Below are 11,853 nucleotides of genomic sequence, written 5' to 3'. Positions count from 1 at the left end.
TAGAAATGAATGAATCCATTCAACACAAAAAACTATCAAAATTGATCGTTTTAATTATTTTGTCGGTAGGCGGGTTCTTTATGGTTTTGCCGTTTATCTGGATGTTGCTGTCATCTGTAAAAACGGATATGGAAATTCTCCAAATTCCCCCGACGGTCTGGCCTAAGTCGTTTACACTAGATAATTTTATAAATTTGTTTACACAAATGGATTTCCTTATTTATCTTAAAAATACTATAATTATTGTCTTGTTCTCGTTTATAGGCTTGTTCCTAAACGCGATGGCAGGCTATGGGTTTGCCAAGTATAAGTTTAAAGGCAAAAACAGTTTGTTTTATCTTGTTTTGGCGACTATGATGATTCCAGGTCAGGTAACAATGATCCCAGTATATTTGATGTTGAATATGGCTCATTTGACTAATACATTGTTAGGTATTGCTCTTCCAGGGATGGTAGGTGCATTCGGTATTTTTCTGTTTCGTCAGTTTATGTCCACAATTTCTGATGAGATTATTGAAGCTGCACGACTTGATGGCTGCAGCGAATTCTATATCTTCTGGAAGATTATTTTGCCGGTTTCTCGACCAGTGCTCGCTGTACAAGGAATTTTAACCTTTATTGCTGGATGGAACTCTTTTATTTGGCCATTAATCATTGCAAATGACCAAAAGTATTATACCCTGTCCGTTGGTCTTGCGCTGCTTAAGGGTCAGCATGCAAGTAATTATGCGCTGCAAATGGCAGGATCTGCATTTATGGTCGTTCCAATTGTAATTGTCTTTCTTGCACTTCAGAAGTATATTTTGCAAGGATTTAACGTTTCTGGAATGAAATAAACAAAAAGAAAATCAGGTGAGACTATGACAGTTCTTTCTGTGGACTATGACTCGGAGGTTCTGGGGTTCCAAACAACTTTTCAGGCAATTATACCTCAAAAACGCCAAAAAAATTTTAAGGTACTGTTTTTGCTACATGGTCTTTATGGTAATGACAAGTCTTGGATTCAATGTTCATCAATTATTCGTTATGTTGAGAATCGGAATCTTGCAGTATTTATGCCCAATGTACATCGGAGTTACTATACAGATATGAAGCATGGCGGGAACTATTGGACATTTTTGACGCGTGAATTTCCTGAGACGATAGAATCTCTTTTCGGTCTTGACTTGCAACGGGAAAGAACGTTTGTCGGAGGATTATCAATGGGCGGATATGGTGCCTTAAAATGGGGATTATCTGAACCTCAAAGATTTGCTAAAGTGTTTGCACTGTCTCCTGCTATTGATATCACTAGAATCAGAAAAGAACATAAGGATCGTGAGAAAGAATTTGGTTTGATTTTTGGATCTCCGCAGGATTTTGAAACTTCACCAAATAGTTTGTACTATCTTCTGGATCATGGGCAGCCATGTATGAACAATACATCTTTCTTACAGATTTGTGGACGGGAAGATCCGTTTTATTCAGATAATCTGGCATTTAAAAAACATATTGAAAAATTGCCCATGCCATATTTGTTTAAAGAACGGGATGGCGGTCACAGCTGGGATCTTTGGGATGAGGAGATTGTGACGGCGCTGGATTGGATGGATAACATGGAACGTTGATTGGCGGTTTAAAGAAGCACTAGGGAAGTGAGCGTTTGAATCTGCAAAAACTCTTAATTAATTATCCTAGATCCGTTGTTGACAAGAATCCTTTCAAGGCAGAATTAAACATGCTTTACTTCTATGAAGAGCCCTATTATATTGGCATTCCTTCGGGAAACCTTTCCGATCATGAAATTTATTTGCTCAAGACGCTTTTGAATCAAGAATACCCGCCTTCATTTGGTCCGGATGCTCAATTTTGGTATGATTTGTTAATAAATGGGAAACAAGCAGATGAAGATCGATCAATCAGAATTCGAATCATCCATTTTCAACTTACAAATTCATTGTCTCATGAAATGATTTTTGAGTGGCGCAGAGCGTTTGAAAGCTTTTTCGATGCGGATTCTTCCTTTATTTACCTCTCTTCAATGAGAGGTATCATTATTGAGAAAAGCATGACGATCACAGGGAACATGTTAGAATCGATTGCGAATACGCTTGAAAATGACTTCTCGACTAACTGCCGTTTTCTCATTGGTCTCCGCTATTCTCTATCACCGATGCTATATCCGGCATACCAGAAAGAATGCGTACTTTTCGATCGAAAAATGGTGAGGAGCAAAAAGGCAACAAGCGTCCAGTCTGAATTTTTCGATTTGATAAAACCCATGGTTCAAGATTGCACCATTCTTATGGAAATAAAGCATATCATCCGAGAAGATGCAAGATGGTTGTCTCTTATTCGGGTGCTATGGGAAAATCAGGGGAATGTCAGCATTGCGGCGAAAAAGTTGTTTATGCACAGAAATACACTTCGGTATCATATTGATAAGTTTTACGAAATTACTGGTATATCTTTAAAAGAAATGGACGGGCTTACATTGGCGTATTTATCCACGCTCTAACGGATCTGTGAGTTTCTTTTTATAAAACAACTCCCCTTGTTGCAGTCTGTATCATGACTGTCCAAGGGGAGTTTGAATATGCGGAGATCACTTTTTTTAATTATTCGCCGTTAGTCTTCGAATGTCAAAGACTGCTCATTTTCCGGATTAAAAAAATGAATTTTATTCGTATTTAAAGCCAGTGTTACATTTTCTCCATTCCTATACTCAGTCCGTGCATCAACACGAGCGATAAAGGTGTGTTTGCCTACTTGTGCATGAAGCATGAATTCGGCTCCCGTTAATTCGGCAATAATAATTTTAGCTTGAACCACACTAGAAGTATTTTCATCAATAAACAATGGCTCATCATGAATATCTTCAGGACGAATGCCCAGAATCACCGGTTTATCTGCGTAACCTTGTCGACGCAAAACCTTTAATTTACCTTCTGGGATTTCAATATTGATCTCTTCACCGACAAAATGTGTACCCTCCAACTTTCCGTGAAAGAAGTTCATTGGCGGAGATCCGATAAATCCACCTACAAACAGATTAATTGGATGATCATATACTTCTTTCGGACTTCCCACTTGCTGAATAACCCCATCTTTCATAATGACAATTCGAGTTGCCATTGTCATAGCTTCTGTCTGATCATGGGTCACATAGATCATTGTTGCTTTTAAATCGTTATGAAGTTTACTGATCTCCGAACGCATTTGGACGCGGAGCTTTGCGTCAAGGTTTGATAAGGGTTCATCCATCAAGAACACTCTTGCATTACGCACAATGGCTCGTCCTAGAGCGACACGCTGGCGTTGACCTCCAGAAAGCGCTTTAGGTTTTCTTTCCAGATAATCCTTAATTCCTAGAATTTCAGCTGCATGTTCAACGCTCTTTTTTATATCGGACTTTGGAATTTTGCGCAATTTCAGACCGAATGCCATATTGTCAAATACGGTCATGTGTGGGTAGAGGGCATAATTTTGAAAAACCATAGCGATGTCACGATCTTTAGGTACAACATCATTCATCTTTTTCCCGTTGATGTACAATTCACCCTTAGAGATTTCTTCAAGTCCAGCAATCATTCGTAAGGTCGTGGATTTTCCGCATCCAGAAGGACCGACAAAGACGATAAATTCCTCATCAGCAATCTCAAGATTAAAATCAGATACAGCTGCAACATTATTTTCATAGATTTTGTACATATGTTTAAGCTGCAGTTCAGCCATTGTTGTCACCCCTTTATTTACTATGAGTCAATAATAATGCAAACGTTTTAATTTTGGCATGGGATTGTGCCCAATAATATTGTTGTATTTGTGTGCGCTTTCATGACTTTTCTAGTATTTTGGAAATGGATTTATTTTTTTTACATTCAATCAAGTATTAGCTTTTTATAAAACCCAGCATATTCTCCTAAACCTCAAATACGCTATATAAAACGGGATTGGTCGTCAATGGGTCTATTACTTAGTCCCACTTGGGGGGATTTGCATGAAGTTCGAGGATTATCAGCCCTATTTGAGTCCGGCACTTGCGAAGGCAACGGACTTGATTGCAATCAGCGGTAAGGGCTGCTATTTGACTGACAATAAAGGTGATCGGTATCTGGATTTCGTTCAAGGTATTGCGGTCAACGCGCTGGGACATTGTCATCCGAAGGTTGTTGAGGCCATTAAAGCGCAGGCGGAGAAGCTGATTACGGCGTCGTTCAATGTGGTCAATTATCCGACAACGCTTGAGCTTGCAAAACGGTTGGCCGGGGTGACTCCGGGTGAGCTGAATTCTGCTTTTTTCTCCAATGGAGGAGCGGAGGCAGTGGACGGCGCACTGAAGCTGGCCAAGGTTTATACAAAAAGACCGGCGATCATTGCGTTTCAAGGCTCTTTTCACGGAAGGACCTTCGGGGCGTTATCCGTGACGGGTTCAAACGCAAACTATCGCAAGTATTATGAGCCTTTGGTTGGTTCAGTATATTTTACGGTGTATCCCTCGAAGGATCTATGTCCAAAGGGATTCAATGAGAAGCAGAGAACAGAGTTTTGTTTGAACGAACTGGATCGACTTTTTGAAAATCTCGTGGCGCCTGATCAGGTAGCGGCAATTATTATGGAACCTGTTCAAGGCGAAGGAGGCTATGTTGTTCCTTCGAAAGCATTTGTTCAGGGAATTCGTGAGCGCTGTGATCAGTATGGTATTTTGCTGATTATGGATGAGATTCAATCGGGTTACGGACGGACGGGGAGAATGTTTGCGAGCAGTCATTTTGATGTGGTGCCCGACATTATGACGGTGGGTAAAGCGATTGCCGGCGGGCTGCCGATGAGTGCGGTGATTTCAACGCCGACGATTATGGAAGAATGGTATCCGGGAATGCATGGCACTACTTTTGGCGGGAATCCGATTTGTTCGGCGGCGGCTTTGGCGGTATTGGATGAGTTCGAGCGATCCCATCTGCTCGAGCATGTGAATCAGGTCGGCGCGTATTTGAAAAGCAAATTAGTGGAACTGCAGAAGAAGTACAGCTGCATTTCCGATGTTCGAGGACTTGGATTGATGTTAGCCATTGAATTTTCTCATCCGGATGGCAGTCCCGCAGGAGATTTATTGGAAGCAGTCAGGTCAGGCTGTCTGGAAAATAAATTACTAACACTTTCCTGCGGCGTTCACCATAATGGAATGCGCTTTGCCACACCGTTGAATGTGACCTTCGATGAAATCGATCAAGGGATTGCGATTATTGATTCTGTATTAAATCAAATGGAAAATCAAGTAAGAAAGGACTGAGGTCATGGCAAAGAGGAAAGTCCTTTATTACAACATTGATGATAATCTGGATTATGAACGCGATTTGCTGAACACGTGGGGCATTGAGAATCTTGAATTAATTGAAATCAAGGATTATGACAGTGTTCGATCCTTCGTTGATTATGCGAAGGAGGTTGATGGAGTTGTTGTCGAATATCAGCAAATTACCCGGGAAATTATGGAGCAATTGCCGAATTTGAAAATAATAGCACTTCAAGCGATCGGCGTCGATAATGTGGATGTTGAAGCTGCAACTAATCATGGAGTCTGTGTGACGAATTGTCCGGGTTTCTGTTCGGAGGAAGTGGCACTCCATACGATCGGCTTGATGATTGACCTGACCCGGAAAATCACACTGCTCGATCGGACGGTGCGCGACGGGAAGTGGGATCCGTTATACGGATACAAGACACATCGATTGACTGGGAAAACCGTTGGACTCTATTTTTTCGGAAGCATTCCCAAAGCAATGATGCCCATGCTTCATGCACTCAACGTTAAGATACTGGTCTACGCACCAACAAAAACGAAAGCTTTTTTGGAAGAATATGGTGCAAAAAAGACGGATACCTTTGAAGAACTACTCACGCAGTCGGATATCTTGTCACTGCATTGCCCGCTCATTTCCACGACCACACATCTCATTTCTTTGCGAGAATTGAAGCTGATGAAAAAGGATGCTTTTTTAATTAATACGGCACGCGGAAAGGTTGTTGATGAGGCAGCGTTGGCCAAAGCTTTAACGGAAGGTGAAATAAGAGCCGCGGCTGTTGATGTCATTGAAGATGAAGAGGCGGAAAGCAGTCCTTTATTTACTTTAGAAAATACGATTATTACCCCGCATTCCGCATTTATCTCCGAAGACTCCTTTTATGATGCACGGAAAACGACTTTGGAACAACTCGTGCAGCGATTAAGCAAAAATCAAAAACCATCAAATACAATAAATCTAAATGTTATGTAAAGAAGGCTTGGCACATGCGTTGAGAACAGTCATCTATTTAAAGGATGTCTGCTTTTTTTTGTAAATGGATTGCTTTAGCCGTTTTTGTCATAGATGCACGGATCAAGACAGACAGTTTATGGAAAAATTCCAGTGCAAAAGGCTGCTGTGATCGGGTTTCTGTGGTGATCAGAGGATGAGCATACTATTATGTAAACCAAAAACTCATGGTGCTTTGCGAAAGGTAAAGAGTCAACATTCGATGTGTCATTGAACTATTTTTATGAAACGAGAGATGGAAATGGAATTCATACATTTTAGCGTTGGGATGTTCTCTCGATTTGTCTTTTTTTATCCATTTATTATGTCTTTATTCTGGATGGCAGGAGCGCTTTTATTTTATCTATATCGGGAACGTCATGAATCGGTGGATTTTGAATCAATCAATTGGCCAATGGTGAGTTTCGTAGTGCCCTGTTATAACGAGAAATCCACGATTAGTGAAACGATCCGGCATTTGTCAGAAATGCCTTATCCAAAAAAAGAAATTATTGCTATAAATGACGGCAGCACAGACGGGACAGCAGAGGTGCTGGAACATTTGGCACGCCAATACAAAGCGTTGCGTGTGATTAACTGTGCGGAAAACTGCGGCAAGGCTAATAGTTTGCACCTTGCTTGCCACGCGGCAAACGCGGAATACCTCATTTGTGTTGATGCGGATGCCATTTTGGACTCGGATGCTGCTTACTATCTCGTCTATCAATTTTTACACAAAGGCGAACGTGTCGGTGCAGTAACCGGCAATCCGCGCGTACGCAATCGGAGCACTCTGCTCAGCAAGCTGCAGATTGTTGAATATGCCTCCATTGTTGGTTCCATCAAACGAACACAGCGGATGATCGGCAAGGTGATGACTGTATCAGGTGTTGTCGTTGCTTTTCGTAAAAAAGCGCTGGTTGATGTCGGACTGTGGGATCGTGATATGATCACGGAGGATATCGCTGTTTCATGGAAGCTTCAGCGTCGTTTCTGGGATATTCGCTATGAACCAAGGGCGCTGTGCTGGATGCTTGTTCCGGAAACGATTCGTGGAATTTGGAAGCAGCGTTTGCGCTGGGCACAAGGTGGAGAAGAGGTTCTGCTGAGACACGGTTCTATTTTTCTGGACTGGAAGCAGCGGCGGCTCTGGCCGATTTATGTGGAGCAATGTGCGAGTGTTTTCTGGTCCTTTTCCTGGCTTGTCTTGATGATTTGGAAACAGTTTACAGCGCAATCGTGGCAAGAACACGTGATTTGGCTGTCGTACGCTTCATTTGTCCTCGTGGCGATGAGCTTTCTTCAACTGCTTACTGCCACACTAATCGATTCAAAGCATGACGATGTGCGTCGTTATCTTCTCGTTGCGTGCTGGTATCCGATCTTCTATTGGATGTTAAGCACACTTGTTGTCATTGTTGCCTTTCCAAAGGCTGTTCGTGCACGATTGAGAGGAGGGTATGCGGTATGGGCAAGTCCGGACCGGGGTACAAACAAGCCTCTTTAATCATTGAACACAAATCTGCGGTATGGAAGCTTATTGGCACATTCATATTGACCACCGTTCTTTGGTTATATGGAGTGCTGATGTTTTTGATGTTATCGAGTGCGGTACTCCATGTACGATGGACAACCTTGGATCAAATCAAGGCCATGCTGCAGATCAGTGACCATTCTCTACGTTTATTTATGTACGCAGCCGTAATCGTATGGAGCATTTTTCTGTTCCTGATGTGCTTCTGGCGCGACTATAATAAAAGTCGCTTTGGCTGGCGAAATCGAAGAACGTACCCGACTCCGGTTACAGATGAAGAGATACATGCACTCGACTTGATATCTGAAGAAGATTATCAACGGCTGAAGAGTGCTCAAGTGGTACGGTTTGACACCAATCCGATTCGACCGCTGAATGAGGGACGGGGATGACAGAAATGGAATCAATAAAAAAGCGCATGTCCAATTGTGGATATGCGCTTTTTTAGATAAATAAGAAATTTAGAGCTGAGAGGAAAATTCGCTCGCACAGGTGAACAGTGAACAACCGAAGATCCGGCAGATCTGTTGAAGATTTGGCTAACCTGTTGAAGATATGGCTAACCTGTTGAAGATCCGGCAGACCTGTTGAAGATTTGGCTAACCTGTTGAAGATCCGGCAGACCTGTTGAAGTTCATGCTGACCTGTTGAAGATATGGCTAACCTGTTGAAGATCTGGCAGACCTGCTGAAGATTTGGCTGACCTGTTGAAGTTCATGCTGACCTGTTGAAGATCCGGCAGACCTGTTGAAGATTTGGCTAACCTGTTGAAGATTTGGCTAACCTGTTGAAGATCCGGCAGACCTGTTGAAGATCCGGTAGACCTGTTGAAGATTTGGCTAACCTGTTGAAGATCCGGCAGACCTGTTGAAGATTTGGCTAACCTGTTGAAGTTCATGCTGACCTGTTAAAAAATTCGTTAACCTATTGAACCTTTAGCTAATTATTGCACATTGGTAAAATCCAATATAAACTTTTTTCATTCCATGCAGGTGATTTTGATTAATAAGTCGAATTTATTTATTGAATCATAATCAGAAAGGAAGTCGATGAATGTTTCTCAAAACTGTGGAAGTCCCAGTTTATATTGAGCAGTATCAAGCGTACGTGCGAAGGCTGCCGCCAAGCCAGCTTAGACATAATCTTGAATCACAATTTAAAAAGTATTGGACCGGATTTAGGGGTGAACAAATGCTGGAACCCTTACTTGCATCGCTCCCTGATAAAGAATATCTTATTTTTCACGATCTCCGCTTATTCAATGGTGTCCACTATTTTCAAATCGATTATCTAATCCTCACGGCAAAATTCATTTTAGTACTGGAAGTCAAAAATATCGCAGGAACGTTGACGCTTGATTTTCTAGCCCATATTCTTACTCGATTGCTCAATAATAAAAGAGAGATATTTCAAGACCCAACGGTTCAATCGGAAATGTTGAAAAAACAGTTGCAGGATTGGCTTGCTGAACACTGTGGCTACCTGCCGGGCATGCCGGTTGAAGATATCGTTGTTTTTGCTAGTCCCTCCACGTTTATCCGATTTATAAATGCAATAAATCATGAAGATCAAAAAGTGATCCGCAGCTCGCAATTGAAGAAAAAAACGATAGCTATAAATAATCAATTGAACTCAAGAGTTATTTCGTCAAAGATGCTCAAATCCGTTTCAAAGGAACTTATAAAGGGTCACCATCCCAAAACGCTGGATCTTATTAGGGACGGAACTGTGAGTTGCGTGGATTTGATCAAGGGTGTGCGGTGTCCTCATTGTGATTACATTCCGATGATTCGACTTCACCGAAATTGGAAGTGTCCCAGTTGTCGACAAACAGCACCGAAAGCTTATTTTCAGGCGCTACAGGACTACCGATTGCTTATGGGTCCAAAAATTACGACTCAGGATTGTAAACAATTTCTTCAACTTGAATCCACCTCAACATCGAAATATTTACTCCAAACGATGCATCCAAATTATACAGGAAATACTAGCAATAGAACTTATTACCTAACTGAAAAATGATTTTTGTATCGTCTCCATATAAACGAGTTACGTCTTTGCGAATATAGTCGTGACCTTTTCATTTAATTGAGTAAAAAAGATTGAGCGAGAGGAGATTTCCACTGACTCAATCTTTGAATCCGAACAGTCAGCCTATTTTCAGGTATCAAACCGTGAGACTATTAATCATTCTAAAATTGTCGTTTTTCAATGGCGTTGCTGTCAATCTACATTTTTCTTTGAACAGGAAATTCTTTCTCTTGCAAACTTTGTCGAATTTTTCATCTAGGTGTTTGGCTCTATGTACACTCTACTAGAAAAGTGCTATTTTTATAGAGTACATAGTGTTCCAGCTTTGTAACAATGAGTTGAGCCATGGGAGGTTCTAACAACAAAAAGGGAGAGTGAAAAGTGAAGCTACAAGCAAGGCATTTGGTTTCGGGTCTTTTGGCAATGGCTTTGGTTGCGTTGTCACTAAGCTTTACAGGTGGTACCGCGCAGGCAAGCTCTTCGTACAGTTCCTACGTCACTTCTTACACATTGAAAGTCCGCAGTAAGGCAAGTACTCATTATCGCACATTACGCACATTGAACATGGGGAATAAAGTCACGGTGACGAGCCGATCAGGGAAATATTCCCGGATTAAGTACGGCAGTACAACCGGCTACGTTCAAACGCAGCATTTAAGCCGCAGTAAATATAAGTCTTACAGTGCTTATGTAACCTCTTACACACTGAAAATGCGCAGTAAAGCAAGCGTTCATTTTTCGACCAAGCGTACTTTGGCTATGACGAACAAGGTTAAGGTTATCGGCAAAGGTAAGAAGTATGCACTAGTCAACTACGGCGGCACAACCGGTTATGTTCAGAACATCCATCTGAATCAGAGCAAATTCCAACCGATTGATGCGTATGTGACTTCCTACACATTAAAGGTACGTGACCATGCGAGTGTTCATTACTCAATTCGCCGCACGTTGGCGATGGGCGATAAACTCTCTGTTATCGGCAAAGGCAATAAATATGCGCTCGTTAATTTTGGCGGCACGATCGGTTACGTGCAAAACATTCATTTAAACTCGCAACCATTCCAAGCGTATAATGCTTATGTCACATCAAACACGTTGAAAATTCGTGATAATGCGAGTGCTAAGTTTACGACGCGATTGGTCATGATGGTCAATAATCGTGTGACAGTCACGGGCAAAGGAAATAAATATGCCCAAGTTAAATTTGGCAATATTACCGGCTATGTTCAAGGAAAATACCTGACTACTACACAGCCCGCAGCTTCGAGCAACCAGCCGACTGACCCGCCGGTAACCAACGGTTCTCAGTTTGGTCTGGATATTTCACATTATCAAAATGATGCCGGTAAAGGAAATATTGACTTCAATGCGATTAAACAAGATGGAAACAGCTTTATCATTGCAAAGGCATCGGAAGGCGGCGGTACGGACAGCACATTTGTCAACAACGCCGTTGGAGCAAAAAATGCAGGATTGACTGTCAATGCCTATCATTTCTTCCGCGGATCTGATGAAGCCGGCTCCAGAAACGAAGCCAATGTTTTCTCAAATCAGATTCACGCGGCAAATGCGCAAGGCGTTTCCATTCATTATCTCTTTATTGATGTCGAGACTAAAAACAATGTTGACAAACCGACGCTGACGAACAATGTGCTTGCATTTATCGATCAGATGAGAAAGAACGGATTTAACCAACTGGGAATCTATTCAAACCTCTCGTTCTATAATAATGCAATTGATTTACCAGGTGTTGTCGCTGCGCAGCCTCAGCAGCCGAAATTCTTGGTATGGCTCGCACGTTATCGTGGTACGGAGACGCAGCAAGGACCGGGTGCCAACTTTAATGTTGATATCTGGCAGTATACGAGCAGCGGATCATCGAGCGGTGTTGTCGGTGCGGTAGACAAGAATATTTGGTATTACACAATTAATGGACTGTAATTGTAAGTCACAAGTTCTCTGAATCCTCTCTGAATTATGGATGAATATCTATAATTCAAAGGGGATTTTTTG

The 11,853-nt window shown here is 41.8% G+C and carries 10 protein-coding genes; 9 read left to right on the top strand and 1 reads right to left on the bottom strand.

What is annotated here, in order from left to right:
• Positions 1-5 precede the first annotated feature (5 nt).
• Genes NOM01_RS05550 through NOM01_RS05540 form a run of 3 tightly spaced genes read left to right on the top strand, consistent with a single transcriptional unit; the run spans position 6 to position 2,497 of the window.
• Positions 6-836 carry a carbohydrate ABC transporter permease gene (locus NOM01_RS05550; protein WP_255747109.1) on the top strand — a complete coding sequence of 277 codons (831 nt, stop codon included), beginning with the start codon at positions 6-8 and terminating at the stop codon, positions 834-836.
• 24 nt (positions 837-860) lie between these two features.
• Positions 861-1,607: an alpha/beta hydrolase gene (locus NOM01_RS05545; RefSeq protein WP_255747108.1), complete on the top strand. Its 747-nt coding sequence runs from the start codon at positions 861-863 to the stop codon at positions 1,605-1,607.
• Between the two features lie 35 nt (positions 1,608-1,642).
• On the top strand, positions 1,643-2,497 hold the full coding sequence (locus NOM01_RS05540) for a helix-turn-helix domain-containing protein (RefSeq protein ID WP_255747106.1): 855 nt from the start codon (positions 1,643-1,645) through the stop codon (positions 2,495-2,497).
• Between the two features lie 110 nt (positions 2,498-2,607).
• Here the strand turns inward: NOM01_RS05540 and NOM01_RS05535 are convergent, their stop codons facing one another.
• Positions 2,608-3,714: an ABC transporter ATP-binding protein gene (locus NOM01_RS05535; protein WP_255747104.1), complete on the bottom strand. Its 1,107-nt coding sequence runs from the start codon at positions 3,712-3,714 to the stop codon at positions 2,608-2,610.
• A gap of 265 nt (positions 3,715-3,979) precedes the next feature.
• Between NOM01_RS05535 and NOM01_RS05530 the strand changes: the two genes are divergently transcribed.
• The 6 genes from NOM01_RS05530 to NOM01_RS05505 all read left to right on the top strand — a co-directional run bounded on the left by NOM01_RS05530 (position 3,980) and on the right by NOM01_RS05505 (position 11,781).
• Complete coding sequence (locus NOM01_RS05530; RefSeq protein WP_255747102.1) at positions 3,980-5,272, top strand: aspartate aminotransferase family protein; 1,293 nt, start codon at positions 3,980-3,982, stop codon at positions 5,270-5,272.
• A 4-nt stretch (positions 5,273-5,276) separates the two neighbouring features.
• On the top strand, positions 5,277-6,257 hold the full coding sequence (locus NOM01_RS05525) for a C-terminal binding protein (RefSeq protein ID WP_255747101.1): 981 nt from the start codon (positions 5,277-5,279) through the stop codon (positions 6,255-6,257).
• A 280-nt stretch (positions 6,258-6,537) separates the two neighbouring features.
• Positions 6,538-7,782, top strand: a complete 1,245-nt coding sequence (gene pgaC / locus NOM01_RS05520) for a poly-beta-1,6-N-acetyl-D-glucosamine synthase (protein ID WP_255747099.1) — start codon at positions 6,538-6,540, stop codon at positions 7,780-7,782.
• Positions 7,743-8,201: a poly-beta-1,6-N-acetyl-D-glucosamine biosynthesis protein PgaD gene (gene pgaD, locus NOM01_RS05515; protein ID WP_255747098.1), complete on the top strand. Its 459-nt coding sequence runs from the start codon at positions 7,743-7,745 to the stop codon at positions 8,199-8,201. Before pgaC ends, pgaD begins: the two co-directional genes overlap by 40 nt.
• A 661-nt stretch (positions 8,202-8,862) precedes the next feature.
• Entirely contained in the window at positions 8,863-9,831 is a 969-nt protein-coding gene (locus NOM01_RS05510; protein WP_255747097.1) for an NERD domain-containing protein, read from the top strand.
• 390 nt (positions 9,832-10,221) lie between these two features.
• On the top strand, positions 10,222-11,781 hold the full coding sequence (locus NOM01_RS05505) for a GH25 family lysozyme (protein WP_255747096.1): 1,560 nt from the start codon (positions 10,222-10,224) through the stop codon (positions 11,779-11,781).
• Positions 11,782-11,853 lie beyond the last annotated feature (72 nt).

The organism is Sporolactobacillus sp. STSJ-5 (genome assembly GCF_024385605.1).
GTDB lineage: Bacteria > Bacillota > Bacilli > Bacillales > Sporolactobacillaceae > Sporolactobacillus.
The sequence above is the reverse complement of the archived record's forward strand: the minus strand, read 5'-3'. Positions and strand labels throughout refer to the sequence as shown.

Bases quoted from the DNA above. Each gene is read 5' to 3' on its own strand.
- NOM01_RS05510 (WP_255747097.1), top strand. From the start codon at position 8,863: ATGTTTCTCAAAACTGTGGAAGTCCCAGTTTATATTGAGCAGTATCAA.
- NOM01_RS05545 (WP_255747108.1), top strand. From the start codon at position 861: ATGACAGTTCTTTCTGTGGACTATGACTCGGAGGTTCTGGGGTTCCAA.
- NOM01_RS05525 (WP_255747101.1), top strand. From the start codon at position 5,277: ATGGCAAAGAGGAAAGTCCTTTATTACAACATTGATGATAATCTGGAT.
- NOM01_RS05550 (WP_255747109.1), top strand. From the start codon at position 6: ATGAATGAATCCATTCAACACAAAAAACTATCAAAATTGATCGTTTTA.
- NOM01_RS05535 (WP_255747104.1), bottom strand. From the start codon at position 3,714: ATGGCTGAACTGCAGCTTAAACATATGTACAAAATCTATGAAAATAAT.
- pgaC (WP_255747099.1), top strand. From the start codon at position 6,538: ATGGAATTCATACATTTTAGCGTTGGGATGTTCTCTCGATTTGTCTTT.
- pgaD (WP_255747098.1), top strand. From the start codon at position 7,743: ATGGGCAAGTCCGGACCGGGGTACAAACAAGCCTCTTTAATCATTGAA.
- NOM01_RS05530 (WP_255747102.1), top strand. From the start codon at position 3,980: ATGAAGTTCGAGGATTATCAGCCCTATTTGAGTCCGGCACTTGCGAAG.